General features: G+C 60.7%; 25 protein-coding genes. 13 read left to right on the top strand and 12 right to left on the bottom strand.

Going from position 1 to position 25,007, the window contains the following annotated elements; translation table 11 throughout:
* Positions 1-171: 171 nt before the first annotated feature.
* Complete coding sequence (gene rpmG / locus EM6_RS12250) at positions 172-339, top strand: 50S ribosomal protein L33 (protein ID WP_013480935.1); 168 nt, start codon at positions 172-174, stop codon at positions 337-339.
* Positions 340-537: 198 nt separating this feature from the next.
* On the opposite strand, the gene EM6_RS12245 is transcribed toward rpmG, so the two are convergent.
* From EM6_RS12245 to EM6_RS12235, 4 genes are all read right to left on the bottom strand, one after another.
* A complete protein-coding gene (locus EM6_RS12245; RefSeq protein ID WP_126423424.1) occupies positions 538-3,480 on the bottom strand; it encodes a TonB-dependent receptor plug domain-containing protein in 2,943 nt (980 codons plus the stop codon).
* Between the two features lie 542 nt (positions 3,481-4,022).
* Entirely contained in the window at positions 4,023-4,172 is a 150-nt protein-coding gene (locus EM6_RS17380; RefSeq protein WP_172961249.1) for a hypothetical protein, read from the bottom strand.
* A 181-nt stretch (positions 4,173-4,353) separates the two neighbouring features.
* Entirely contained in the window at positions 4,354-5,145 is a 792-nt protein-coding gene (locus EM6_RS12240) for a DUF1499 domain-containing protein (protein WP_126423422.1), read from the bottom strand.
* 163 nt (positions 5,146-5,308) lie between these two features.
* Positions 5,309-6,757, bottom strand: a complete 1,449-nt coding sequence (locus EM6_RS12235; RefSeq protein WP_126423420.1) for an AAA family ATPase — start codon at positions 6,755-6,757, stop codon at positions 5,309-5,311.
* A gap of 94 nt (positions 6,758-6,851) precedes the next feature.
* Between EM6_RS12235 and EM6_RS12230 the strand changes: the two genes are divergently transcribed.
* Positions 6,852-7,466, top strand: coding sequence for an HAD family hydrolase (locus EM6_RS12230; protein WP_232037166.1), 615 nt, complete (start codon positions 6,852-6,854; stop codon positions 7,464-7,466).
* 228 nt (positions 7,467-7,694) lie between these two features.
* Here the strand turns inward: EM6_RS12230 and pdxH are convergent, their stop codons facing one another.
* On the bottom strand, positions 7,695-8,345 hold the full coding sequence (pdxH, locus tag EM6_RS12225) for a pyridoxamine 5'-phosphate oxidase (protein ID WP_126423418.1): 651 nt from the start codon (positions 8,343-8,345) through the stop codon (positions 7,695-7,697).
* A 216-nt stretch (positions 8,346-8,561) separates the two neighbouring features.
* On the opposite strand from pdxH, the gene EM6_RS12220 reads away from it, so the two are divergent.
* The 4 genes from EM6_RS12220 (at position 8,562) to EM6_RS12205 (ending at position 11,857) form a co-directional block, all read left to right on the top strand.
* Positions 8,562-9,293, top strand: coding sequence for a DnaJ C-terminal domain-containing protein (locus tag EM6_RS12220; RefSeq protein ID WP_126423416.1), 732 nt, complete (start codon positions 8,562-8,564; stop codon positions 9,291-9,293).
* Positions 9,294-9,466: 173 nt separating this feature from the next.
* Entirely contained in the window at positions 9,467-10,582 is a 1,116-nt protein-coding gene (aroC, locus tag EM6_RS12215) for a chorismate synthase (RefSeq protein ID WP_126423414.1), read from the top strand.
* Positions 10,583-10,611: 29 nt separating this feature from the next.
* A complete protein-coding gene (locus EM6_RS12210) occupies positions 10,612-11,286 on the top strand; it encodes a hypothetical protein (RefSeq protein ID WP_126423412.1) in 675 nt (224 codons plus the stop codon).
* A 22-nt stretch (positions 11,287-11,308) separates the two neighbouring features.
* Positions 11,309-11,857 (top strand): mismatch-specific DNA-glycosylase, encoded by a 549-nt coding sequence (locus tag EM6_RS12205; protein WP_126423410.1) that lies wholly within the window; start codon positions 11,309-11,311, stop codon positions 11,855-11,857.
* Here EM6_RS12205 and EM6_RS12200 read toward each other — a convergent pair.
* Positions 11,832-12,719, bottom strand: a complete 888-nt coding sequence (locus EM6_RS12200) for a hypothetical protein (protein ID WP_126423408.1) — start codon at positions 12,717-12,719, stop codon at positions 11,832-11,834. The two genes, EM6_RS12205 and EM6_RS12200, sit on opposite strands and share 26 nt — an antisense overlap.
* Positions 12,716-13,726: a glycosyltransferase gene (locus EM6_RS12195; protein ID WP_126423406.1), complete on the bottom strand. Its 1,011-nt coding sequence runs from the start codon at positions 13,724-13,726 to the stop codon at positions 12,716-12,718. Before EM6_RS12195 ends, EM6_RS12200 begins: the two co-directional genes overlap by 4 nt.
* A gap of 294 nt (positions 13,727-14,020) precedes the next feature.
* Between EM6_RS12195 and EM6_RS12190 the strand changes: the two genes are divergently transcribed.
* The 3 genes from EM6_RS12190 (at position 14,021) to EM6_RS12180 (ending at position 17,929) form a co-directional block, all read left to right on the top strand.
* Positions 14,021-14,545, top strand: a complete 525-nt coding sequence (locus EM6_RS12190; protein WP_126423404.1) for an RNA polymerase sigma factor — start codon at positions 14,021-14,023, stop codon at positions 14,543-14,545.
* A 74-nt stretch (positions 14,546-14,619) separates the two neighbouring features.
* Positions 14,620-15,579, top strand: a complete 960-nt coding sequence (locus tag EM6_RS12185; protein ID WP_126423402.1) for a FecR family protein — start codon at positions 14,620-14,622, stop codon at positions 15,577-15,579.
* Complete coding sequence (locus EM6_RS12180) at positions 15,524-17,929, top strand: TonB-dependent receptor (RefSeq protein WP_126423400.1); 2,406 nt, start codon at positions 15,524-15,526, stop codon at positions 17,927-17,929. Before EM6_RS12185 ends, EM6_RS12180 begins: the two co-directional genes overlap by 56 nt.
* A 286-nt stretch (positions 17,930-18,215) precedes the next feature.
* Here EM6_RS12180 and EM6_RS12175 read toward each other — a convergent pair whose 3' ends face one another.
* Complete coding sequence (locus EM6_RS12175; RefSeq protein WP_126423398.1) at positions 18,216-18,719, bottom strand: hypothetical protein; 504 nt, start codon at positions 18,717-18,719, stop codon at positions 18,216-18,218.
* A gap of 625 nt (positions 18,720-19,344) precedes the next feature.
* Here EM6_RS12175 and EM6_RS12170 point away from each other — a divergent pair.
* The gene (locus EM6_RS12170) at positions 19,345-19,914 is read left to right on the top strand and encodes a DNA-3-methyladenine glycosylase I (protein WP_126423396.1); all 570 of its coding nucleotides are present in this window, start codon (positions 19,345-19,347) and stop codon (positions 19,912-19,914) included.
* A gap of 628 nt (positions 19,915-20,542) precedes the next feature.
* Here EM6_RS12170 and EM6_RS12165 read toward each other — a convergent pair.
* On the bottom strand, positions 20,543-21,310 hold the full coding sequence (locus EM6_RS12165) for a pseudouridine synthase (protein WP_126423394.1): 768 nt from the start codon (positions 21,308-21,310) through the stop codon (positions 20,543-20,545).
* Here EM6_RS12165 and EM6_RS12160 point away from each other — a divergent pair.
* Both EM6_RS12160 and EM6_RS12155 read left to right on the top strand, forming a co-directional pair.
* Positions 21,309-21,953, top strand: a complete 645-nt coding sequence (locus tag EM6_RS12160; protein ID WP_197723654.1) for an SOS response-associated peptidase — start codon at positions 21,309-21,311, stop codon at positions 21,951-21,953. The two genes, EM6_RS12165 and EM6_RS12160, sit on opposite strands and share 2 nt — an antisense overlap.
* Positions 21,950-22,513 (top strand): uracil-DNA glycosylase family protein, encoded by a 564-nt coding sequence (locus tag EM6_RS12155; protein WP_126423392.1) that lies wholly within the window; start codon positions 21,950-21,952, stop codon positions 22,511-22,513. Before EM6_RS12160 ends, EM6_RS12155 begins: the two co-directional genes overlap by 4 nt.
* A 1-nt stretch (position 22,514) precedes the next feature.
* On the opposite strand, the gene EM6_RS12150 is transcribed toward EM6_RS12155, so the two are convergent.
* Positions 22,515-23,177 carry a cation transporter gene (locus EM6_RS12150; RefSeq protein ID WP_126423390.1) on the bottom strand — a complete coding sequence of 221 codons (663 nt, stop codon included), beginning with the start codon at positions 23,175-23,177 and terminating at the stop codon, positions 22,515-22,517.
* A gap of 137 nt (positions 23,178-23,314) precedes the next feature.
* Between EM6_RS12150 and EM6_RS12145 the strand changes: the two genes are divergently transcribed.
* Complete coding sequence (locus EM6_RS12145; protein WP_126423388.1) at positions 23,315-23,869, top strand: NADPH-dependent FMN reductase; 555 nt, start codon at positions 23,315-23,317, stop codon at positions 23,867-23,869.
* Positions 23,870-23,909: 40 nt separating this feature from the next.
* Here EM6_RS12145 and EM6_RS12140 read toward each other — a convergent pair whose 3' ends face one another.
* Positions 23,910-24,494 (bottom strand): hypothetical protein, encoded by a 585-nt coding sequence (locus tag EM6_RS12140; RefSeq protein ID WP_126423386.1) that lies wholly within the window; start codon positions 24,492-24,494, stop codon positions 23,910-23,912.
* Positions 24,460-24,975: a DUF1287 domain-containing protein gene (locus tag EM6_RS12135; protein ID WP_232037165.1), complete on the bottom strand. Its 516-nt coding sequence runs from the start codon at positions 24,973-24,975 to the stop codon at positions 24,460-24,462. Before EM6_RS12135 ends, EM6_RS12140 begins: the two co-directional genes overlap by 35 nt.
* Positions 24,976-25,007 lie beyond the last annotated feature (32 nt).

Raw genomic sequence — 25,007 nt, 5'->3', positions numbered from 1 at the left:
TTTGATTCCGAAAACCGTTGCACACTTTTCGGAATGCGCTCTAAAAGTAAATGAAGACCAAGGCCATATTGGCCATTGACTTCCGCGCGTGGATGCGTATTTTCCGCGCTCCTGAATATTTGTGCGGCCTGGAGATTCCGTTGGTCGCGATCCGTTTGTTAAGGTTCCGCCATGGCTAAGCCCGCCTCCATCAAGATCCGCCTGAACTCGACGGCGGACACCGGCTTCTTCTACGTCACAAAGAAGAACGCCCGCACCAAGACCGAAAAGCTCGTGCTGAAGAAGTACGACCCGGTCGTGCGCAAGCACGTCGAATTCCGTGAAGGCAAGATCAAGTAAGATAGTTTCCGCATCGGAAACTAAAAAACCGCGTCCGGTCCTCCGGGCGCGGTTTTTGTTTGATTGTAATGTCTGTTTGTCCTGGGCCTCTTCCCTGCCCCAAAAGAAAAAAGCATGTCCCGATCCGCAAGGGCCGAAACATGCTTTTCAAATCGCTGCGCCGGAGAGGACAAGCCTCTCCGGACATTCAGGCGTTTATCAGAACTTCGCCGTCAGGGTCAGGTAGGCATAACGTCCGAGAACGTCATAGACCTGAGCGAAGGTGTTGCCGTTGTACGGGCCTGCCGGACCACCGTTACCGTCGCCGATGATCGGGGGATCCTTATCCAGCACGTTGTTGATACCGAGGCGGACCGTGTACTTTTCCTTGAAGGTCATGGCGGCCGTCAGATCGAGGTAGTTATAGGCATCGATCTTCAGGTCGGTCGCACGACGCAGGCCGACATTCTTCATCTGCGGATCTTCGGACGTCGCGTCGAGGTCAACCGAACCGAAGTAACGCCATTGAGCGCTGACGGCGAGGTCGTTCCACGGCGTGTTCCAGGTCACGCGCATCTTGTGACGCCATTCGGGGTTAGGCGTGCCACAGACCGAACCGAAGTAACCGGCGCAGTCATAGGACGGATCGCCCGGCAGCGGCTGGATCTTGTACTGATCGAGCAGGGTGCCGGTCAGAGCCACCTTCACCGAGCCGAGGTCTTCGAGACCGAAGCGCGACAGAGGTGCCGAATAGTCAACGTTGAAATCAGCACCGACCGTGCGCAGCGAACCCACGTTCAGGGTGGTGTTGATGATGTAGCCGTTGTTCGACAGGAACAGAGAGCCCTGAGAGTCGCGCTTGATCAGGCCACAGAAGTACGGATTGCCCGTATCGACGCAGCGGTTGATCGCCAGATCAGCCCCGACGCCACCGATGAAGTCACGCACGCGGATGTCGAAGGCATCGACGGTGACCGTCAGGCCTTGGATGAAGGAGGGCTGAGCCACAAAACCCAGTGCGATCGTGTCGCTGGTTTCCGGCTTGACGTTCGGGTTACCGCCGCCGAGGCCGTTATACTGAGCCGCCGGGTTGGATTCGATCTTGCCGTACAGAGCAGCCGTCACGCCCGAACGCGCACACTTTTCAGGCGTCATACCCGCAGCCGCGAGTTCAGCCGCCGTACCGGCGCAGGGATCGGTCGAACCATCGAGGCCCACCACCTGCGGGGTAAACAGTTCGTTGATGTTCGGGCCGCGGGAGGCGCGCTGGAAGCTGGTGCGCAGGCGCAGTTCGCTGACCGGGGCGTATTCGATACCGACCTTGTAGTTTTCAAGGCCACCCGAAATTTCGTAGTCCGAATAGCGGTAACCCAGTTCAAACGACAGGTCCTTGGCAAAGGCCATGTCTTCGATGACCGGAACACGGGCTTCGCCGTAGATTTCCTTGACCGAAGTCTTGCCGCTTACGTCAGGGTCTGCACCACCGGCACCCGACAACAGTCCCGACTTAGACAGGTAGTCCGCGCGGGAATCAGCCGAATCCTTACGCGACTCGTAGCCGACGCCCTTGGACGCCCAAGGCGACTTCACGCCGTACTGACCCAAGTCCCCCGAAACGGAGAAGGCCAAGGTCTTCTGGTTATTAACTCTTTTGTTCCCGCCAGGGGCCTGCAGGTAGGCCAGAGCTTCGGCGGTAACGCCTCCGGCGCTGAACAGGTTATAGGGCACACAGGCCGGGTCCGAACCGTCGATCACCGACTGACAGACGATCTTGCCCGACGCATCCTTACGCGCGATCAAGGCCTTGGCGATGTTCGGCGTCATGAAGTAGTTGAGCGTGTCCTGGGTCGCCGTATTAGAGAAGTACGACAGATAGGCATCGTAATCCCAACCCGGCGCCAATTCGCCGCGTGCACCAAACACCATGCGATAAGAGGTCAGCGAGAAGGCGCTTTGACGCCCGCCACCTTCCACGTTACGACGCGCTACCACGCCGGTGAAGTTCGCCGTGCTGCTGCCCGCATTGGCACCACACATGACCGACAATTGCTGAGCGGTAGCAAAGGCGTTGTCGCAGTTGATGGTCTGCGTGCCGGCGAAGATACCGCCCGGCGCGATCTGGGCAACCGAAGTGCCGTACATGGCCATCAGTTCGCCATAGACTTCGACCTTGTCATTCACCTTATAGGTGGCGAAAGCCCCCGCCGTGTACCGTTCGGCCGGACGCATGTAATAGTTGGTCGGCCCGAAGTTATACACATAAGCCGGCGAACGCGCGACGAGGGTCGCCGAAGCGCCCGAACCCGCGACCTGGAAGTTTCCGATGCGCGCCGGGTTGGCGGTACCCGAACCACCGCAGGTGAAGGTAGCGCCACCCGTCAGGCTACAGGACGAGAAGTCGCGGTTGGCCTGAAGCACAGCCTCATTGGTCATGTAGGTGGCGTAGGCCGTCACATGGCTACGGCCGTCGTCGGAACCGGACCCGTAGGTGATCGAAAATTCCTTGGTCTTGCCATCAACAACATTTTCTTCCGGCAGCGCGAAACCGCGTGCCTTGACAACCGACTGAATGGCGTTGTCGTTCTTGTGCATGTACTGCGCCGTAGTGGCTTGCAGTTCAAGGCCTTCGAACTTGTCGTCCATGAGGAAGTTGACGACACCCGCGATAGCGTCCGAACCATAAACGGCCGAACCGCCGCCGGTCACGATGTCGATGCGCTTCACCAGCGAAGCCGGGATGAAGTTCAGGTCGGCCGCTGAAGCACCAGCAACACCTGGCCCCAGACGACGGCCGTTAATCAGCGTCAGGGTGCGCGACGCACCGAGACCACGCAGGTTAACCGTGGCCGTACCGTTCGAACCGTTAGAATAGAAGCTGCCCTGACCGGCGAAGACCTGCGGCATGCTGTTCAGCATGTCTTCAACGCGGGTGATGCCTTGCGCCTGAATGTCAGCGGCGTTGACCGTCGAGATGGGGCTGATGGCGGTGATGTTCGGCATACGGATGCGCGAACCCGTGACGACGACCTCAACGGGCTCGTCAGCTTTGGCTTCCTTGGCGTCCTGGGCGTGGGCCAGCGGTGCCATGGCAAGCACCGACAAGGCCGCCGAACAGAAAGCGGTCGAGGCCAGGAGGCCTGATCTCTTGATGTCTTTTTTCACTCTGAGTTCTCCGGTTTAGGTCGATATGTCCCGACCTTTATTTCCAGCCTGAGCTGTTGGGAGTGAGTAGGACATCGCAGTCACAATTCCGTCAATCTCGTGACAAGAAAGATTAAATTACGACTGCAACCTGTTCCAATTAAGTCACAGTCGAAACGTAATGGCTCAAAATCGATCAAATGCGGCCAAAAAATGATCTTTCGTGCGCGGCACAAAAAGATTTCATCAATTTTTTGAATGCGTTAGACACCCACACTCATTGATACGCCGATACACACGCGCATCATAAGATCGATAACTTCTCTGAAACAATTGGATAAAATTTAGGATTTCACACCTGAACAAGCGTGTTTATCCCCACAAAAGAGCAATTCCGCACGGCAGGCTCGCAACAGGAATGCAATGCCATTACGTTTCAATTGAAACTTATTTTTAGGAAACGCGGTTATTTATGTTGCAATGCAGCATGAATAAGGCGTGCAGAGTCACACAAGGCGAACCTTGGACAAACTCATGTTTTATCTTGGTGTTACAGGCAGGACTCAGCGTTCAGCACTGATGCGCACCGCGTAACCAGTGACAGGTTCAGGGGTGCAACTGGCCACGCTTAATTGCGCCGCAAACAGGATCAGCCAGCCCGTCACCACATAAAGGGCGCGTTTTGAAACAAAAAGACCAAAACGGGACAGCATGACAGGCTCCTCTCGACAGATGGAGAGGGTAAAGCAAGTCTTAAGCCGCCCTGTTAGAGCGGATTTCGTACAGGCCGAATCGAAACTCCGCTCTAACGCTTTGTTTTATCGCGCATTTGATTCCGAAAACCGTTGCACACTTTTCGGAATGCGCTCTAAGCCGCCCTGTGTGACAAAAAATCTAGGATTTGAGCCGCGCGATCAGCGCCATGACGCGCTGGCAATTGCCGCCCAGATCGACGGCCTCCTCGCGGCTGACCGAGCGGATATCGGTCTTGTCCGGATCGAGTCGCACCACGATGTCCGATTTGTTACCCCACCACGGGTCTTCCCAGGTGGCTTCGACGCGCCAGTCGGATTTGCCGAAGACCACATAGCCCTGCTCTCTGAGGATGCGGGCCACCGCTTCGGCGTCTTTAGTATGGCCCGTGATAGAGGACGCCAGCGGGCAGGTCTGGGCATTGATGGCCGCCAGCGACTGTCCTGCCCATTCATAGGCGACGTTGCGCCCGACATAGGGGGCGTCTTCCACCACGTGCGCCGCGGGGCCACGTGCCTCAATCAGCTTGGTCGAGAAGGTGACCGGGCGTTCCCAGTCGGTCGCCACCTCATGAATCGGCGGACTCGACTTCAACCTCAGTTCATAGGCGTAATAGCCGGCCAGTACCGATCCCGACACCAGCACTGCGCCCAGAGCCCACGGTCCGTAGGTTTTCGGCGCCTTGAACAGCGAGATCAGCAGCGACAGGGCCGACAGGATCATAGCCAAGGTGGCCATCTTTGGCACATAGTTCAAGGCGATGGTGTTGAAGCCCAGATCGTAGCTGATATAGCCCGTGCGCGTGGCCATCATGGCCGTGAGGTAGGTCAAGGGCGCAAACAGGCTAATGACAAAGGCGATCGGCGCAAACCCAAAGCCCTTCTTGCGCACCCGCCCGGTGTCCACTGCGGTTTCGCCGTCAAAATGCGTCATCTCGTCAGACACTTTGTCCCAGCCCTATACTCTTTTCTGTGCCCCGGCCCGACCCTCTGACAATCACAAGGCCGCGTCACCGGTGTACCTGTTGTTGCGCGAACAATACGCAGGAAACGTGTCAAAAATGCACCTTCTCACGCGATATTTACCCTGAGCCGGCTCACGGGTTTGGCGTCAGGGTCCAGATTGTGCTGTCCAGTTGAGGATCGGTCTGCGCCCCGGCAATGTCCGGCGTGGCGTCAGACACATCGTTGCGCCTTTGCAGGACACGCCTCAGACGCTCATCCGCCGGGACGTCCATCCACAAAGCCCGGAAGGCAACGCCCTGCGTTTCCGCCAAAGCCTGCGCTTCGCGTGCGCGGTCCTGATTGCGGAAGGTGGCGTCGAGAATGACCGACTGACCGCTTTGCACCGCTGTGCGGGCCAGATCGAACATGTGCGTGTACACCCGCGCATTCTCTTCCGGCGTGTAGGCTTCCTTCGGCAGGGTCTCGAACTCCGGACAGGCCCACAGGCGCTTGCGCATCTCGTCTGAGCGCAGCACCAGCGCACCGGGGGCGCGCCCCGTCTGCGGCGCGATGTGGCGCGAATGGGTGCTCTTGCCCGACCCGGACAGCCCGCCCACGGCCAGAAGTTCGGCCGGCTTCATCTCCAGGAAGGCTTGGGCCGCCTGAAGATACATCTTCGCCTTTTCCATGGCGTAGTTGGGTGTGCCGCCATAGTTGGCATTGACGTGGCAGCGCACCCCGGCGCGCACCGACATATAGAGCGGCAGCAGTTTCAGCCCGGCATAGACGCTGTGGATGTCGTCCTCCAGCCGCGCGGCCTTTTCGACATAGATGTTGAGCACCGTGTTGGCGGCGGCGTCATGCCCCCTCACCCACAGGTCCATCAGCAGGAAGGCGAGATCATAGAGCACGTCGATCTGGCTCAGACGCTCATTGAACTCGATACAGTCGAAGAGCACCGGCCTGTCGTTCTCGATCAATATATTGCCGAGGTGCAGATCGCCGTGGCAGTGGCGCACATAGCCTTCGGAAAAGCGGCGTTTCACATCCCCGACCAGCTCGGCATAGGCGGCCTGAATGGCGCGATCATAGGCATCGACCGCCTCGGCCCCAAGCTCGTCGCGGAAGATCTCGATATTCTTCTTGTTGGAGTCGATGACGTATTTGATGTTGAATTCGTGTTCGGCGTCGCGGCAGATTTCAGACCCGGCATGGAACTGCGCCACGATCTGCCCCAGATCGTGCATCAGGTCGAGATCAGGTGCCCAGTCCGCGCGCGACTGGCTCTGTTCGGCCAGCACTCCGGCCGTATCGAAGCGGCGCATGACCAGCACGCTTTCGCCTCTGATCTCCTCAACCCCCAGATAGATGTCGGCGGCCATGCGCTGATTGTAGCGCAGTTCGCGCAGCAGGGCCTTGCGGCGCTTTTCGACCGAGGTGAAGTCGAGAAAGCCGTAATCGACGCTCTTTTTCACCTTATAGGCGCGCTTGCCCTTCAGGATCACCACGGCGCAGGAGGTGGTGATGATGTCATCCGCCCCTTCGGACAGGTGCGCAATCAGGGCGTCAGGCAACACATCAGGCGAAAGGGGGGCGGTCATGCAGGATACTCAGGATACGGGGAAACCCCGTCTGTCTGGACTCAGCGCGCCTTTTCGTCAAGCCATGACGGGGCGGTTGGTATAGACAGTTCGGATGATGTTTCCTGACTCGCTGCGCCCACCCGCACACGCCAAAGCCCTGATCTTCGATTGCGACGGGACGCTGGCCGACACCTTCGCCGCCCATTACCGGGCCTTTCGGGTGGCGTTAGCGCCTTTTGGCATCGACTTTCGCGCTGACTTTTACGCCGCGCGGCTGGGCTGGTCGCGTAAAGCCCTGCTGGAGGCCGTGGCGCAGGAGACCGGCGTGGCCTTCGATGCCGAAGCCGTCGCCGCGCGCAATGCCCCCCTGTTTCTTGACCATATCGACGCCGTGCGGGCGATTCCCGCCACCGAAGCGCTGGTCAGGGCCTGTTATGGGAAGCTGAAACTGGGGGTCTGTTCCGGTGGGCAAAGGGGGATTGTTGAGGCGACTCTGAAAGCCATCGGCCTCTATGAGCGTTTTGATGCCGTAGTGGCGTTTGAAGATACGGGCGTCGGTAAACCGGCCCCAGACCTTTATCTTGAGGCTTGCCGCCGTCTGGGCGTCGCGCCGTCTGAGGCCCACGCCTATGAGGACAGCGACGAAGGGATAGAGGCGGCCCGTGCGGCGGGCCTCAGCGTGTGGGACGTGCGGCCCTACTATTCCCCTCATCCATCAGGGTGGTGAGAGGAATAAGGTTTGGCCACGGATTGACACGGATGCTGCCCCGCACTGCGGCAGGCCTCAGACTGACGCTCTGACATTATTGATAACCACAGATTTCACAGATTTCACAGATTGGCGCTGCGCGCCTTTAGACTCCCCCGTAGGGTAATCTGAGACTCAAAATCTGTGTAATCTGTGCAATCTGTGGTTTTAAGAAAGCGCCCGAACGGCCTCCAGGTTTCGTATTTTTTACGGATAGAGCTTCGCCTTCACCCACCCGTCGCCGGCGCGTTCGAACTTGAGGCGGTCGTGCAGGCGGAACGGCTTGTCGCGCCAGAATTCCATCTCCGTCGGTACGATGCGGAAACCCGTCCAGTGCGGCGGACGCGGCACGGCCCCGATGCTGAATTTCAGACCATATTCGGCGACGCGCTTTTCCAGCGCAAAGCGGCTTTCCAGCGGCCGTGACTGCTCCGACGCCCAGGCCCCGATCTGCGAATTGCGGGCGCGTGAGGCGAAATATTCGTCCGCCTCGGCGTCGCTGACGATTTCGACCGTGCCACGGATACGCACCTGACGGCGCAGCGATTTCCAGTGGAACAGCAGCGCCGCCTTGCGCGCCCCCAGTATCTGACGGCCCTTGGCGCTTTGGGTATTGGTATAAAAAACAAAGCCCTGCCGGTCGAAATCCTTGAGCAGAACCATGCGCGCATCCGGCATCCCATCGGCGTCCACCGTGGCCACCGTCATGGCGTTGGGGTCGTTCGGCTCCTTGCCCCGCGCATCCATCAACCATTGACCAAACAGGTCGAACGGCTCGGCGCCGTCGATATCGGCCTCATTGGCCGCGTGGGCGTCGGCATAGTCGGGGCTGGGCGGGATCAGATCAGAACGGGACATAACATTTCTCCAGACCTATACCTTTGATGCGGACGGGACCGCGCCGCAAAGCTGCGGTGGTAGGGCATCCTGCATACGCTTCAACATAAGAAGGGGATGACATTCAGCAAGACATCCCGACCCTCGGCACGCCGAGGAGCTATAGGGGTTTGTTAACCCGCTGTTGACCATAGGCGGGCACAGTGCGTCAACACCTCCCTTGTCTGTCCCTTCAGAATGAACCGAACCTCAGCCCTCAGCGTCCTTGGTCTTAGCGAACCGGTCAGCGGCCACGACGTGCAGGCGGCCTTTCGCCGACTGGCCAAACGCGCGCATCCGGACCTGAACGGCTCAGAGGCCCCACTGCGACGGTTGATTCTGGCGCGCGACCTCCTGATGCGTCAGATCAGGAATGGCCCGGACCTGTCGGAAATCATAGAGGAACTGTCGGACACGGCTGAGCCCCTGCGCCTTAGTCCTGAGGTGGCCGTCAAGGGCGGCCCCGTCGTCACCGATGTGCCCTTGCCGCTGGAGCTGATCCACGACGCCGGACCCGGCCGCAGCCTGATGCATCGTAAATCGCTGCGCATGACGCTGCCCCCCGGTCTGCGTGATGGCGAGCGGCTGCGGCTGAAAGCCACACGCCCCGGCGGCACCGAATACGTCTTCCGCATCGAGATCGAACGCCGCGATGAGTTGCACGTTGAGGGCCACGACCTCTGCCTGAGCGTGCCGGTTGATGCCCGACGTCTGCGGCTGGGCGGACAGGTACGCGTCGAGACACCGCACGGCCCGCAGACGGTCGATCTGAGCGAGGCCGTCGATAACCGCCTGACGCTCAAAGGCTTGGGCCTGCCCGCCACGCCGCGTTATCCGGCGGGCGATCTGCATCTACGTTTTGAGGCCTTTGAGACGCCTCTGCGCCCGGCGTCAGACCTGCTGGCCGAATTTCATCGCAAGTGGGCCTGAGACTTCAACACGATTGAGTTGCGCGACCCGCAGAAGTGCCGTATGGCCACGGCATAAAAATCAAGGCTCGAGCGTATTTCGTTCAAGTTCAAGCGAAATTACGCTCTGATTTTAGGCTGAACGCGCTTTTGTATCCGAAAAGTGCGTCCCACTTTTCGGAAAGCGCTGGGTCCATGTCGCACAACAGCTTCGGTCATCTTTTCCGCGTTACCACCTGGGGCGAAAGCCACGGCCCGGCGCTCGGCTGCGTGATCGACGGCTGCCCGCCGGGGATCGCGTTGTCCGAGGCCGATCTGCAAGGGGCGCTCGACCGCCGCAAGCCGGGCGGTTCGCGCTTTGTCACCCAACGCCGCGAAGCCGACGAAGCGAAAATTTTGTCGGGGGTGTTTGAGGGCAAGACGACCGGCACGCCGATCTCGGTGCTGATTGAAAACACCGATCAACGCTCGAAGGACTACGGTGAAATCGCGCGTCAGTTCCGGCCGGGCCACGCCGACTACACCTATTTTGCCAAGTACGGTATCCGCGACTATCGCGGCGGAGGTCGCTCCAGCGCGCGTGAAACCGCGGCGCGCGTCGCCGCCGGGGCCGTGGCGCTGAAGGTTCTGAAAACCCTGATCGGGCCGCAGATCGCGGTGCGCGCCGCCCTTGTGCAACTGGGGGTCCACCACATCGACCGCGCGCATTGGGACTGGGCGCAGGTCGATCAGAACCCGCTGTTTTCTCCGGACGCCAGCACGCTGGCGCAATTCGAAGACTATCTAGACGGCATCCGCAAGGCGGGCTCCTCCATCGGCGCGGTGGTCGAGGTGCAGGCCGAAGGCGTACCCGCTGGCTGGGGGGCGCCCATCTATGGCAAGCTGGATTCGGACCTTGCGGCCAATCTGATGTCGATTAACGCCGTCAAGGGTGTTGAAATCGGCGAAGGCTTCAATGCCGCCACCCTCTCCGGCGAACAGAATGCCGATGAAATGCGCATGGGACCGGACGGTATCGCATTCCTGTCGAACCACGCGGGCGGCATATTGGGCGGCATTTCGACGGGGCAGACGATTGTGGCGCGTCTGGCGCTCAAGCCAACCTCGTCCATCCTGACCGAGCGTCAGTCGATCGACATTGACGGCAAGGACGTCGATATCCGCACCAAGGGCCGCCACGACCCCTGCGTTGGTATCCGCGCTGTGCCGGTGGCCGAAGCCATGATGAGTTGTACCCTGCTCGACGCCTATCTGCGCCATCGCGGCCAGACAGGCGGCGCGGCCTTTGTGCCGGGGCAGCTTTTAGGCTAAGCTCAATCATCGAATGGGGGGGATCGAAAATGTGGAACCGGATAGCGCTGTTCGCGGCATATATATGCTCGTCCGCAGGAACAGCCCTTGCGCAAACACCCAATGCAAAAGAACAAAGTCTTGAGGCCATCTGCGCGGCCACCCAGTGCCGCGCGGGTGGGCTTGAGATCGTGCTGCGCCTCAACAAGGACAGCTACACACCCATTCCCGTCGGCAAATCGCCGTTTATCATGGAAGACGGCGCACTGCTGATCTATCCGGGCGAAACCTTTGCCATTCAATATGATGTGGTGGACGGCAAGCCCACAGCCCCCCGCTGGCTACGGAGTTATGCGCCTCAATATCCGATGAAGATTTTGCGTTCGGATAAGGTCGTGGACAATGCGGCGGATCAGGCTTTACCACCCATAGTAAAAGATAATAACAAGGCGCTCATTCCGCCCAATTCGGTTCTGCTCTCCTATGGCCAATTGGCCGGTCAGACGGATATGATGCTGCGCGTTGAAAGTACGCTACCCGATATAGTCAAATTCGATGCCGTCATGGCGCTGGTGGCAAAGGGCGGCGGTTATACCTTCAAACCCACCTCGACCTGCCCGGTTGCCAATCGTTTATTGTTCGAACACTGGCCTTATCCGATTGGCCCGATTATTCTGAAAAACATACGCTTTCTGCCAAAAGATGCTGATCTGACGTGTAAATAGTCCTTGAGCACGAGCTTTCGTCATGACGCCTCTGGACCGTGCTGGTCTATTACCCGACGCGCACAGGGTGCCGGACCTGTTGCGGCCGGGGCTGAAACTGGTGTTTTGCGGTACGGCGCTGGGGCGGGTGTCAGCCCAGAAGCGGGCCTATTATGCCCATCCGGGGAATTTTTTCTGGCGCACCCTGCATAAGGTGGGTCTGACCCCCGAACGGCTGTCGCCCACCGACTATCCGCGCCTGCTCGACTATGGGATCGGGCTGACGGACCTGTGCAAGGCGCACTATGGAAATGATGTGGACCTGCCCGCAGAGGCGTGGGACGCCGAGGCCTTAAAGGCCAAGATCGCGGCATATGCGCCGCGACATCTGGCCTTTACCTCGAAGACGGCGGCCAGCGTCTTTCTGGGGCGACCGACGGGGCAGATCGCGCTGGGGCGGCAGGTGGAAACGGCGGGAGAGACGACGCTGTGGGTGCTGCCGTCGCCATCGGGTCAGGCGCGGCGCTTCTGGGATGAGGGCGCGTGGCGCGACCTAGCGCGGGCCTTTACCGCTTCCCCAGAGCCTTCCTGAGCTTGAATTGCAGCTTGATCAGCGGTTCCGCCGCTGAGCGATGCAGGCGTTTGACGTCGATAAAGGTCACACCGCCGTGCCCGGACAGGGTGTGGAAGCCGTCGCCATAGCCTTCCAGCAAGCCCTCGCCCGTCAGACGCGCCACCGGCCCGGCGCAGAAGCGTTCCGGCGTCAGGGTGTCGATGCGCAGCAGGTTGATCGCCGCGCCATAGGTCGCCACGCAATCCTGCATGGGCAGGTGCAGCCTGCCGTCGCGGACAAAGGGCGTGCCGCCGGGGCGCGAGGTGTCCAGACCCGCCCGCACCGGATTGGCGGCGTGCGGCTGCCACGGCCCCAGCAGATCATCGGCATAGGCGACGTGCAGTTCGCGCATGGCCCGCCGCTCGGCCCCCGGCAAGGCGTAGAACATCCACCACCGCCCGTCGTGCTTGACCACGGTGGCGTCGATGGCAGGCACCTCCAGCAGGGCCTTGACCGGCACCCAGCGGTCGGGGAAGCGCTCGCAGCGATAGAGGGTCAAAACGCCGCTCTTGTGCGCTTCGGGCAGCATATAGAGGTCTCCCGCTTCCTCGATCAGGAAGGGATAGGACAGGTGAAAGGGCGTGATTAGGGCTGGGCCCGAACCGATCAGTCTGTGCTCATTATCATATTGAAAATAATGAATTTCGCCGCGTTTAACGCGATAATCCCAGGTTTCGGCAAAGACGGTCAGGCCCTCGTCGCGCCTCAGACCAAACGGGTCGGCAACGAAGCGGAATGATCCCTGCGGTGGCAGCCAGATGACCTCATCCGCGCGCGGCGGCGTTTGCGCCACATCGTCGATCGGGCGCGGCACAAACCCCGCCTGCCACAGTTCGATCACGCCAAAGCCTCAACCGTGCGGCGCAGACGGCGGCGACCGGCATCAAAACCAAAGGACTCAATGGCATAGGCCTGCGCTTCGCGGGCGCGACGCAGCCACTGCGTGCCATTATCCAGCACACCGCCCAGGGCCTGCGCCAGAGCGGCGGTGTTTTCTTTGGGGAACAGGGCCCCGAACTGACCGCCGCGCAGCACTTCGCGCGGGCCTTCGGTGTCCGACGCCACCACCGGCACCCCGGCCGCCAGCGCTTCGATAATCACGAGGCCAAAGGATTCCTGACGCGAGGGCAGGACAAACAGATCGACGTCGCGGAAAAAGGCCGCCGGGTCATTGGCCCAGCCGCAGAAACGCACATGGTCCTCAAGGCGCAACTGGCGCGTCAGGGTCTCCAGCGCGGCACGCTCAGGGCCGTCACCGGCGATGCGCAACTCAAAACGCTGACCAGCAGCACGCAGTTCGACGCAGGCTTCGAGCAGGAGGTCAAAGCCCTTGATCGAATGCAGACGCCCCATGGCCCCGATCACCGGCACGGCATTGGGTTTTGATTTTACCGGCAGGGCGCGCAGGTGCGAAAAATTGGCCACATCGAACAGGCGCAGATCGGGAAAGCGCGTCTCAGCGCCTTCGCGCACGCGGCCGCTGACGCACAGGGCGGCGGAAACGTCTTTCAGATGCGGCTTGTAAGAGGGGGTGTGCAGCACCTGCACCGTGCGCTGGCGCGTGCCGATGAAGGGCAGCATACAGGCGCGGCCGGCGCGGTTGCCGTGCGCAATGACCAGATCGGGGCGGAAGCTGTGGGCATAGCCCGCCAGACGCAAGGCACAAATGGGGTCCGAAATGAAACGGTTATTGAGCGGGCGAAAACCCGGCAGGTCGGACAACATGCCGTCGGGATGGCCGATGCTCAACACATCGTACCCTTCCGCCGTCAGAGCATCGTGGTAGTGACGCGCCATCAAGCCGTCTCCCCCCTTTGCCTTGGTCAGCATGATGTTCAGCAAACGCATGTCACTGGTCCCGCCCAGAGGAAAACCGTAAGAAAATCCGGACGTCGCAGACTCACGACGCCCGGTTCAGGTTTAAGATGGAGACCCCGGTATCCACTGTCCCCCGCAGGACGAATGGTCACCTTCCGGAGGAGCCTCCTGTAGCGATGACACCGACGGATAAGATTACCCTCATGCCATTTCGAAAAATTTTTATGATTTTTTTACCTTGACCTCCCGTGATCGGGCATAAAGGCTTGTCCGGGAAGGGAAATCGCCCTTATATTCATATCCCGATTACGCCTCAGAGAGCCGATGACCCCCACCGCGCGCCTGTCGGAAACCTATTTCGCCAAACGCGACGTGCTTCTGCGCTACCTGACGCGGCTGTGCGGCGACGAGGCGAGCGCCGAGGACGTGCTTCAGGACCTCTATCTGCGCCTGATGCGCGGCGGCATAGACGCGGAGATCGAGGAGCCTCTGGCCTTTCTCTTCCGCATGGCCAACAATCTGTGGCTCAATCGTCGCCGCACCCTGACGCGGCGCGACGCCCGCGAAGAGGCGTGGCAGACGCTCAACCCGCAAATGACCGGCGAAGCCGACGCCGCCCCGGATGCCGAGGCCGTGGTCGGCGGACGTCAGGCCCTGCGCGCCGTTTTGCACGATATCGACGCCCTGCCGCCCAAGACGCGCGACATTTTCCGGCTGCATAAGCTGGAGGGCCTCAGCCAGACCGAGGTGGCGCGGCGGCTCGATATTTCGATCAGTTCGGTTGAAAAGCACCTCAGCAGCGCCCTGAAACACCTTCTGGCGCTCAACCGAAGTCGGCGGCTGAATTAATTTTCCGCGCTGCGAAGGAAATTTTACGGGTAACAGCGTATCAGGGTGTCATCTGGTCAGAGAGGCCACAAACCATGTCGGACATCGACGCGAAAATCGAAGCTGAGGCGGCCGACTGGGTAATCCGGGCGCAATCGGGCGTGATCAGCGAGCGCGACATCATCGCCCTGACCGACTGGCTCGATGCGTCGCCGCGCCATGCCCACGCCTATGCCGAAGCCCTGACCCTGTGGGGCGATCTGGAGGCGGCGGAGCCCGCTCATACGCCAACACCGGCTGTACGGCCCCTGACACCGCGCCATCCGACGCGCCGCTTCGGCCTGATGGCTATGGGCGTCAGCGGTCTGGCCGCCGTCGCCGCAGGCGTCTTCCTGCTGGCTTCGGGCGCGCTGTCGCCGGTTCAGACCTACGCCACGCATAAGGGTGAGCGCCAGACCGTCACCCTGGCCGACGGGACGCAACTGAGGCTCAATACCGACACCCACCTGTCGGTGAAGATGACGCCCAAGGCGCGCACCGTCACGCTGGACAAGGGCGAAGTGGCCGTCATAGTGGCGCACAAGGCCGATCAGCCGTTTCGTCTGCTGACCGGCAAACTGACCCTTACTGACATCGGCACCGAATTCAACGTCGCCCGCCTCAATGGCGAGGTGCGCGTCGCTGTGCGCGAAGGCGAGGTCGAAATGGCCGACCACAACGCCGCCTCGCGCCTGCTGCCCGGTGATCTGGGCACCTACCGCGAAGCGTCGGGCACGCGCCAACTGGCCAAGGTCGATCCGGCGGAGGCCTTTGCGTGGCAATCATCCCGTGCTATCTATCGCAATCAGCCGCTGTCCGCCGTGGCCGCCGACCTGAACCGGTACTTCGAAAAACCGATCATCGTCGAAGGCGACGCCGCGCAGTTGAGGCTGAACGCCATCCTGACCCTCGATTCGCAGACCGCGGTTGCCGGGCGTATAGCTGAGTTCCTACCGGTCGATGCCCGCACGACGCCAGACGCCATCTATCTTCGCCGCCGGGCTTCTGACCGTTAGTTTCTGCACGTCTCTGCTTTGCGCGCCCGTTGCACGGGCGGCTGATCGTGCCTACGATTTCAACCTCCCCGCCGCACCCCTGCCGCAAGCCCTGATCACACTGGCGGCTCGCAGCGGTATTTCCGTCGGTGGGGTCGATCCGGCGCAATGCGACGCGTCCGCGCGCCCCCTGAAAGGCCGCTTTTCCGCACATACGGCCCTGCGAAAGCTGGTCCTGGGCAGCCGCTGCCGCGTCGAGCGCGTCGATGCGGTAACCTTCAGGCTGGTGCGTGAGACGCGCCCCACACAGCCCCGCCCGGCGGTTCGCCCCACGCCGCTGCCGTCCACCGACGATATTCCGCTGATCGTGGTCCGCCACCCCAGCCGTATGTTTGACACCCCCGCCGGGATCAGTTTGGTGGCCCCGCCGCTTTTGTCCGGCAATGATACCGACCTGTCGAGCCTGGCCGCGCACGTGTCCGGCATGACGGTGACCAATCTGGGCCCTGGTCGTGACAAGATCTTCCTGCGTGGCGTGTCCGACAGCGTGCTGACCGGGCGCACCCAGTCGATGGTCGGCCTCTATCTCGACGACACCCCCATCACCTACAATGCGCCGGACCCTGACCTGCTGCTGGTCGATATGGCGCGCCTCGAAGTCCTTAAGGGGCCGCAGGGCAATCTGTATGGTCAGGGCGCGCTGTCCGGCGTTGTGCGACTGGTCACTAACAAGCCACAACTCGGTCATTTCGAAGCCGAAGCCGGAGTCGCGCTCGGCACCGCCTCTGAGGGCAAGCCGTCTTGGCGCACCACCGGCATGATCAACCTACCCCTGCCGGGCGACGCCGCCCTGCGCGCCGTCGTGTGGGACGAAAAATCGGCCGGATTTATCAAGGATGAGGCGCTGACTAAAAACGCCAGCAACGATACCGAACGTTCCGGCGGACGCTTTTCGTTCAAATGGCAGGCGACCCCTACCCTGACGCTCGATTCGACCCTGACCGTGCAGGATCTGCGATCGTCCAACAGCCAGTACGTGGTGGGGCGCATGGGCCCGTACCGCCGCGCCCTGTCTCTGGCCGAACCGCACGACAATATCTTTCAGAACCTGGCGATCGGCGTGACGCGCGAAACGCCTTCAGGGACGTGGCGGCTGGCGCTCAACCGCCTGCGTCACAAGATTCACTCCGGCTATGACGCGCAACCGATCGGGCGCTACGTCACCATCCCCAATTCGGGCGTCCTCTTTTTCGAGGAAGACCAGACCATTCGCCTGTCCAGTGTCGAAGCCAGTTACGTGTCGCCGCCCGACCGTCCGCTGCGCTGGCTGGCCGGGGTGTTTGCGGCCCGAAGCGAAGAAAGCTTCACCCCCCTGCTGATCGACGTCTTTACGCGGCGCACCCTCTATGATGAGGACCGCTCCGACCGCATCGACGACCTGGCCGCCTTTGCCAAGGTCACCTGGGATTTTGCGCCCAAATGGTCACTCTCGGCGGGCTTGCGGGCGCAAAGATCGCGTCACCGCACGCTGAGCGACATTGCCCGAGTGCGCCTTGTGGACTATGCCCCGTCGGGCCGCATTACCGGCGTCATCAACGCGACCCCGGTGACGCACGAACTGATGCTGAGCTATCAGCCCTCGAGCACTTTGATGCTGTACGCCCTGTCGTCGGACGGGTTCCGCACCGGGGGTTTCAATACCACCACGGCACAGAAGACCATTATCCCCGCCACCTATCAGGGCGACCGCCTGCACAGTATCGAGGCGGGCATGAAATACCGTGCCCCGGGTGGCCGACTGCGGGTCGATGCCGCCCTCTATCATATCGAATGGCGCGATATTCAGTCGGATCAGTTACGCGCTACCGGCCTGCCCGTGACGCTCAATATTGGCGATGCGCGGAACACCGGCCTTGAAATCGAAGGCGGCTGGCGGCCGCGCGACACCCTGGCGGTGCAGTTACGCGCGCAGTTCAGCGATCCCAACCTGTATAAGACCAATCCCCTCTATCCCAAGGTGCTGGAAGAAGGGATGCCCTATATTTCGCCGCACATGGTCAGTCTCACCACCCAGTGGCGACGGCGACTGTGGCGACTGCCGCTCGAAAATACGGCGGTGCTATCGTATCGCGACGGCTCTCCGCTCAACTACGGTATCACGCGGGTGATCCGCATGAAGGGCTACACCAATCTCGACCTCAGCAGCAGCGCCGATCTGGGGCCCTATACGGTCGCCCTTCGCGTCACCAATGCGACGGGCAACAAGAGCAACAGCTTTGCCTATGGTAATCCCTTCGCGCTGGACACCGCATCACAGAATACGCCGCTAAGGCCGCGTACGTTTTGGCTTTCGGTCAACCGGCATTTTTAGGGCGGAATGATTTCTACAGGAATCAGTCGGCCCTAACACCATTCGTGTGGTCAACCGCACCGCCTCTCGACACATCAAAAAGCCCCGCCCGGTGCGTAACCGGACGGGGCTTTCGTTTCTGCCCTCAGTGCCCGTGGGGGTGGCGGGGCTGACCGATGCCCACACGGGGCACCGGTTAAGCTAGAGCCTCATGCCGAAAAGTGGACACCACTTTTCGGCATGAGGCGTTAGAAATAATTAGAGCCATTCGGCGGCTCAACTTAGCCGACGAATGGCTCTAAGTGGTTTACTGAACCGGCTTGCTGGCCGGTTCAGTGGCCGGAGCCGGTTCGGTGGACGGCGAGGCCGACATATCCGAAGCCGACGAGTCCACCGGGGCCGAGGTCGCCGAAGCGCCCGACTTGGCCAGTGTAGAGGCCTTCAGGGCCGTCTGATCGGCGCTCAGCGTACCCGTCACCGTCACTTCATCACCGATGGCGAAGGGCTGACCGTCAGAGGTCGCGGCCGAAGCGTCAACGGCGATTTCCTTGGCCGAAGGGGCTTCGCCAACCTGAAGCGTGAAGGTGCCGGCCTTCTGACCCGCGGCGGCGATCTTGCCGGTCAGGGTGGTGGAGGCGGCCGGCGCTTCGGCGGTCGCGGTCGCGTCGGTCGAAGGCATTGAAGTCGAAGGTTGGGAAGTCGAAGGTTGGGAAGTCGAAGGCGCGGTCTGCGCCAGGGCCGGGGTGATGGAGAGGGCAGCACCGGCAATGGCGAAGGCGGCGATCTTGGTCGTCAGGTTAAAGCGGGTCATGGTGGGGTTCCTTTCGGTTCCGGTTGAATGTGTGTCCGTGGCGCTTTCCATCCGCGCATCCGGTGCGAACAGAAAGACCAGCCGGTGACTTTGCAGTAACAAAGCCTGCGTGCTGGGCGTTCAAGCTGTGTGGCTCAACAGCGCCCCGGCTGAGTTTCAGGCTACGGGTCGGGGGGTAAGTAAACCATCGGGAAGCACGCCCTGCGCGTGTCACCTTCGGGTAAAACACGCTTTGGCCGTAATCGCCCGCGCACCGCCGCACTTGCGCCGCGCGATGGCCGCAGCGCGTCGCGCATGTCGCTTAAGACCTTGTCCTGTGAAGACAATTTTCCGCGTGCCGGGCCGCATTTGCGCGAACAGCGACCGGTGACGCATCGCCGCGCATAAGTCCGGCATGTGTTGGGCCTCGGCATTTGTCAGGGCTGCATAAGGACCGGAAATGAGGGCCATGACTCAAAGTCCACATTGCCTGCAAAAGTTTTGCGGATTTACGGGCGAGGTCGCGCTTATGCTGACACTAATACGCGCCAAATGGGCTAAACCTGCGCTGATCTTGTGTTTGATCGCGCATGTGAGTCCAAAAACCGTTTCACACGTTTTGGCATGCGCTCAGGAGGAGACCATAATGAGCGACGGACGGACACGCTGCGGCTGGGTCAACGAAAGCAAGCCCCACTATGTGCATTACCACGACCACGAATGGGGCGTGCCGGTCCACGACGACCGTCTGCTGTTTGAAATGCTGATCCTTGAAGGCGCACAGGCCGGGCTCAACTGGGAAACCATCCTCAAACGCCGCGACGCCTACCGTGCCGCCTTCAAACACTTCGACGTCGCCGCCTGCGCCGCGCTGAGCGACGAAGAGTTAGAGGCGCGGATGCACGACGACGGCATTATCCGCAACCGCCTCAAAATCGCATCGGTGCGTAAAAACGCCCGCGCCTTTATGGCCATTCAAAAAGAGTTCGGGTCATTCGACGCCTATCTGTGGGGCTTTGTCGGGGGGCAGCCGCAGCGCAACCGCCCGCAAACCCTGCGCGATGTGCCCGCCTCAACGCCCGTGTCCGACGCCCTGTCGAAAGACCTCAAAAAGCGCGGCATGAGCTTTGTCGGCTCCACCATCCTCTACGCCTATATGCAGGCCGTCGGTCTGGTCGATGACCACGTGGCAAGCTGCTTCCGGGCAGCGAAGTAACCGAAAGCGCCTCCGGCGGGCGGTTCGCCGATCCCTAATGGCTCGATAATATTTCGCTTATTTTGTTAGAAATAACAATCGGCTTATCCCTGAGAATAGAAGCCGGAATATATTTCACCTTTCCAGACTCAAGCTCAATTTTTATAGAGTTTTGCTTATAAAAGCCATAATTAAATACTTTAACGGAAACCGATTTAATATCTGATATAGAAAAACTTTTGAATAATTGACTCAAATAGCAAATTTTTCCATTTTTCAAAAATAGAAATGCACCCCCATATATTGAGGCCCTTATCAAAATCAAAGTGAAAACCCAGATTGGGTACAAACTGATTATTGAGAGAATTATAAGGGAAAATTCCTTTGATTGATTGATAAATTTCACTCCCAGTACAAATTGATAAAAAGACAAAACAGGCCATGTAAACGCCAACAGACTAAAAAAGGGCAGAGCTACAATTAATTTTATGTATGAACATTTTGAAATAATCATATCGAACAGCACCCCCATGTCCTTGCGGTTGGTATTGTGACTCGATGGGCGTATCGACACAAGCCGAAGTGCTGAATCTGTAATGCTCAAGTGATCAAAAAACAGCGGCGATATTTTTGGAGCCTGTAGAGAACGTCACCCACGCAGCAAGGCCGCCCGCTCCTGCGGCGTCAGCAGCCGCCACTGGCCTTCGGGCAGGTCGCCGATCTCCACCGGCCCGATGCGCGAGCGGTAGAGGTCGAGAACCCGCAGTTCGCACATGTCGCACATGCGGCGGATCTGACGGTTGCGGCCTTCCTTCAGGATAAAGCGCAGGGTCTGCTCCCCCACCTGCTCGACCACGGCGGGTTTCAGTTTGCGCCCGTCCAGCTCCAGCCCGTGCCTCAGCCATTTCAACTTGGCCTCAAAAATGGGCCCGCGCACGCGCACCGTATAGTCCTTCTCCAGCTCGCTGTCCGGCCCGATAATCGCCTTGGCCAGGACGCCGTCCTCCGACAGGATCAAAAGCCCGCGCGAGTCCTTATCCAGCCGCCCGACCGGCGCCAGCTTGGAGTCCTGATTAGGCCATTGGGTAAGCTGCCCCCAGTGGTTCGGGCGGCGGATCATACGCACCGCCGGAGTCTCACCCGCTTCGGGCTGCCCCGACACAATGCCCACCGGCTTATGATAGACCACCGTCAGCTTGGCATCGAGCGAGGCCTGCGCCTGCGGATTGAAGCTGACGCTCTGCCCCGCCTCGACCTTGCGCCCCGCATCGCGCACCACCTCGCCCTCGACGCTGACCAGCCCGTCGGCGATAAAGGCGTCGGCTTCGCGTCGCGAACAGACGCCCGATTGCGCCAGCCATTTGTTGAGGCGGATCGGCTCAGCGCCGTCATAGATGCGGGTAAAGGGTGCAGACATGCCGCCCTCCCTAACGAAAAACGATGCGCGGCGCGAGTCTTGTTTCGGGCGTGCGGCCCTCTATACTGATCCCATGTGCGGACAATTCCTGGCCCTGAAAGCGTGGCGCGACTTTCTGATCAGCCTCGGCATGACCGATGAGGCTGTGGCTGAGGTACTCAACGATGTGGTGAAGCCCACCGACGCCTACCCCATCGTCACCGCCGGACCGCGCCTGATGCACGCGCGCTGGGGGCTGATCCCCGGCTGGGCGAAGGCGACGCCGAAAGCCGCGACCTTCAATGCGCGTATCGAAACCGCAGCCGAAAAGCCGACCTTCCGCGACGCCTTTGCCCGGCGTCACGCGCTCGTGCCGGTGGCCGGTTTTTATGAATGGCATCAGGGTCGCCGCCACCGCATCACGCGCCGCGATGGCGAGCCGCTGGTGCTGGCCGGGCTGTGGGAAGGCGACACCTTCACCATACTGACCCGCCCGGCGCGTGCCCAGATGGCTGCCTTGCATGACCGCGAACCGGTGATGGTCGGGCGTCGGCAATGGCAGGGCTGGCTCGACAATAGCCTCTTCGATCCGGCCGTGCCGCCCGATGACCTGTTCGATATTGTCGATGATGACGCCGCCCCGGTGCAGGACACGCTGTTTTGAGCCTGCTCGACGACATTGCCGCCTGCCGGGTGTGCGAAGCGCACCTGCCTTTGGGGCCACGGCCGGTGCTGCGTGCCGCCGACCCCGCCGCGCGCGTGCTGATCGTCGGTCAGGCACCGGGCACGAAGGTCCACGCCTCGGGCATTCCGTGGGACGATGCGTCGGGTCAGCGCCTGCGCGACTGGATGCAGGTGACACCGGAGGCCTTCTATGACCAGAGCCGCTTCGCCATCCTGCCGATGGGCCTGTGCTATCCCGGACGGGGAAAGAGCGGCGACAATCCCCCGCGCCCGGAATGCGCCCCCCTGTGGCACGCACGGGTGCGGCAGACCTTACCGCATATCGAACTGACCCTGCTGATCGGGGCCTATGCGCAGGGCTATTATTTGGCGGATCGTCTCAGCCTGACCGAGCGGGTGCGGCAGGCGGATCAGTACGGCGCGTTTTTTCCGCTGGTGCACCCCTCGCCGCGTAACCGCCTGTGGCTGAGCCGTCACCCGTGGTTCGAAGGTGAAATCGTGCCGCAACTGCGCGCGCGTTTGCGGGGTCTGGGCCTCTGATCTACCCCTTCAATTCCGCCCAGGCCCGTTCCGTGATACGCACCGCCGCCTGAAGGCCCATGGCCACCATAATCAGGGCCACAATGGCGTCGGGCAGCGTATTCTGCGTGAAATACACACCGACCGCCGCCCCCAGCACCATCAGATTGCCAATGGCGTCGTTGCGCGTACACAGCCACACCGACATCACGTTGGAATCGCCTTCGCGGTACTTCCACAGCAGCAGCGCCGAGCCGACATTGGCCGCGACCGCCAGAAGACTGATCAGGCCCATCACCTCGGCGCGCGGCACATCCCCCGTATAGACCTGCCACAGGGTCGTGCCCATGATCCACAAGGCGAACCCGAACATGCTGGCCGCCTTGAGCAGCGACGCCTTGGCCCGCACCCTGACCGCCGCCGTCAGCACAAACAGACTCAGGGCGATATTGGCCGCGTCCCCGGCAAAGTCGAGCGAATCGGCCAGCAGCGCTTTCGACTGGCTTTGCAGGCCGGCCCCGATTTCGACGAAGAACATCACGGCATTGATGGCCATCACCCACCACAGGGCCCGGCGATAGGCGGGATCGGTCGCCGGGCCTATGTCGTGGCTGTGGCCGTGATGATCGTGCCCATGATCGTGAGGGCCATGATCATGATCGTGATGATGGGAATGCGCGGACATAGGACCTCGTTCAGCAGGCAGACAGCTTGCGCCTTTTCATCAGCCGGGTGCAAGCTATTATCCCGATCAGGGTTGCAGCCCCGTCAGGCCCGGCCTATGTGTAGCTAACTACATTACAGATCACGCGAGGTACTGCCATGTCCAGCCCGAAGCTTATCGCCATTTCCGGTTCGCTGCGCAAAGCGTCCTACACGACGGCCCTGCTGCGCACCCTGGCGGCCAATGCCCCGGCCGGTGTCGAAATCGAAGTCGCCGAAGTCGCCGATATTCCCGTCTATAATCAGGACCTTGACGTCGAGCCCTATCCGGAAGGCGTGGCGCGTCTGCGGGCGCAGGTTCAGGCGGCGGACGGCGTTCTGATCGGCAGCCCGGAATATAACTACGCCATGCCGGGGTCCATCAAGAACCTCATTGACTGGCTGTCGCGTCCCTATGGCAAGGCGGCGCTGGCGGGAAAGCCGGCGCTGATTATAACCACCTCACCGGCCTCAACCGGCGGGGTGCGGGCGCAATCGCAGATTCGCGGCACTTTGGCGGCCATTGGCGCGTATCCGCTGGGCGGCGCCGAGGTGGTCGTGCCCTTTATCGACAAAAAGACTACCGACGGCGTGTTTACCGACGAAGGCACGCTGAGCTTTATCGAAGCTCAGGTCAAGCGTCTGGTCGATGAGATCGACGTGCGTAAAAAATAAGGGATTTCGGCCAGGAAACACGCTTTCGTGGATAATAGTTTCAAACCAGCCGCACCGACTTTGCGCCGGATTCATTCAGCAACAGGAAGAGGTCAATCACGGCCTTAGGTGGGGCCGAACCGAAGTCGATGCGGAACTGCCCGTCTTCGAAGCGGACGCTGTGCAGCACATTGGCCAGCGCTTCACGGTGTTCATCCTCGCCTTCGCGCGGCGTGGTCCAGTCTTCGAACCACACCTGAAGATCGGCCTTTGACGGCAGGGCCACGTCGCTCAAAACCACCACATCGTCCCAGCGCAGGCGCTCGATGACAATGTCCATGCCAGTAATCGTCACGGTAATCGGCTTGAAGCTCAGCATCCTCGACGGCTCAAAGCGCACGACGCGCGGGTCGGCGTCGGTGATCAGATAATCGGCTACCAGAAGGCCGTCAAACAGGGCAGCGTCTTCCGCCTCCAGCAACACCTCAGGCTCACCGGCATTGCCCGCCATGCGGTGATTTTCGATAAATGAGCGGTATTGCTCAAGGTAATGCGTGCGCGCCTGCTGGAGAAAATTCACCAGAGGTCGCAGCCCGTGCTGGGTATAGCGTTCAGATCCGGAACCGGTAGTGGCCTGTGAGGTCATGGATAAACAACTGGTCTTCCTGCTTCGGTCCGCGACCGATATTGTGAATGATCTGATAGCGGTTCCGGCTCAGAAAGGCCAGTTGATCCGACACAATCATGATGTGCGGACGGCGTATGCCGATGACGCGACAGGTCACAAGGTCACCCGGCCGATAGTCTTCGGGCTTACGGCTCAGCGGCAGAAGCGTGCCAAAACGCTGGAAAAAGACCTGAAGATTGGGCACCCGGCGATGATCTATGTTGCGATCGGGCTGTTTAAGCCCCCACAGGTTGGGATAGAGGCGAAAATGCGCCTGCATATCCTCATGCACAAGCTTTTGAAGGTCGATGCCAATAGCCCGGTAGGCGCGGATGACCACATCTGTGCATACGCCTTTGTCCGGGGGGACATCCCCCATCGGGTAAGGGATTCGGGTATAGGCAGGATCATAGGTTACACGCTGATGCGTCTGGGCGTGTGCCGCTTCAAGGAAGCGCACGGATGGCGATTTTACCTGCGCCCTTGCCATTC

The sequence above is a fragment of the Asticcacaulis excentricus genome, assembly GCF_003966695.1.
Lineage (GTDB): Bacteria > Pseudomonadota > Alphaproteobacteria > Caulobacterales > Caulobacteraceae > Asticcacaulis > Asticcacaulis excentricus_A.
Note: the sequence above shows the minus strand (reverse complement) of the source record. Positions and strands in the feature narration are given on the sequence as shown.

Bases quoted from the DNA above. Each gene is read 5' to 3' on its own strand.
- rpmG (WP_013480935.1), top strand. From the start codon at position 172: ATGGCTAAGCCCGCCTCCATCAAGATCCGCCTGAACTCGACGGCGGAC.
- EM6_RS17380 (WP_172961249.1), bottom strand. From the start codon at position 4,172: ATGCTGTCCCGTTTTGGTCTTTTTGTTTCAAAACGCGCCCTTTATGTG.
- EM6_RS12240 (WP_126423422.1), bottom strand. From the start codon at position 5,145: ATGACGCATTTTGACGGCGAAACCGCAGTGGACACCGGGCGGGTGCGC.
- EM6_RS12235 (WP_126423420.1), bottom strand. From the start codon at position 6,757: ATGACCGCCCCCCTTTCGCCTGATGTGTTGCCTGACGCCCTGATTGCG.
- EM6_RS12230 (WP_232037166.1), top strand. From the start codon at position 6,852: ATGATGTTTCCTGACTCGCTGCGCCCACCCGCACACGCCAAAGCCCTG.
- pdxH (WP_126423418.1), bottom strand. From the start codon at position 8,345: ATGTCCCGTTCTGATCTGATCCCGCCCAGCCCCGACTATGCCGACGCC.
- EM6_RS12220 (WP_126423416.1), top strand. From the start codon at position 8,562: ATGAACCGAACCTCAGCCCTCAGCGTCCTTGGTCTTAGCGAACCGGTC.
- aroC (WP_126423414.1), top strand. From the start codon at position 9,467: ATGTCGCACAACAGCTTCGGTCATCTTTTCCGCGTTACCACCTGGGGC.
- EM6_RS12210 (WP_126423412.1), top strand. From the start codon at position 10,612: ATGTGGAACCGGATAGCGCTGTTCGCGGCATATATATGCTCGTCCGCA.
- EM6_RS12205 (WP_126423410.1), top strand. From the start codon at position 11,309: ATGACGCCTCTGGACCGTGCTGGTCTATTACCCGACGCGCACAGGGTG.
- EM6_RS12195 (WP_126423406.1), bottom strand. From the start codon at position 13,726: ATGCGTTTGCTGAACATCATGCTGACCAAGGCAAAGGGGGGAGACGGC.
- EM6_RS12190 (WP_126423404.1), top strand. From the start codon at position 14,021: ATGACCCCCACCGCGCGCCTGTCGGAAACCTATTTCGCCAAACGCGAC.
- EM6_RS12185 (WP_126423402.1), top strand. From the start codon at position 14,620: ATGTCGGACATCGACGCGAAAATCGAAGCTGAGGCGGCCGACTGGGTA.
- EM6_RS12180 (WP_126423400.1), top strand. From the start codon at position 15,524: ATGCCCGCACGACGCCAGACGCCATCTATCTTCGCCGCCGGGCTTCTG.
- EM6_RS12175 (WP_126423398.1), bottom strand. From the start codon at position 18,719: ATGACCCGCTTTAACCTGACGACCAAGATCGCCGCCTTCGCCATTGCC.
- EM6_RS12170 (WP_126423396.1), top strand. From the start codon at position 19,345: ATGAGCGACGGACGGACACGCTGCGGCTGGGTCAACGAAAGCAAGCCC.
- EM6_RS12160 (WP_197723654.1), top strand. From the start codon at position 21,309: ATGCCGCCCTCCCTAACGAAAAACGATGCGCGGCGCGAGTCTTGTTTC.
- EM6_RS12165 (WP_126423394.1), bottom strand. From the start codon at position 21,310: ATGTCTGCACCCTTTACCCGCATCTATGACGGCGCTGAGCCGATCCGC.
- EM6_RS12150 (WP_126423390.1), bottom strand. From the start codon at position 23,177: ATGTCCGCGCATTCCCATCATCACGATCATGATCATGGCCCTCACGAT.
- EM6_RS12145 (WP_126423388.1), top strand. From the start codon at position 23,315: ATGTCCAGCCCGAAGCTTATCGCCATTTCCGGTTCGCTGCGCAAAGCG.
- EM6_RS12140 (WP_126423386.1), bottom strand. From the start codon at position 24,494: ATGACCTCACAGGCCACTACCGGTTCCGGATCTGAACGCTATACCCAG.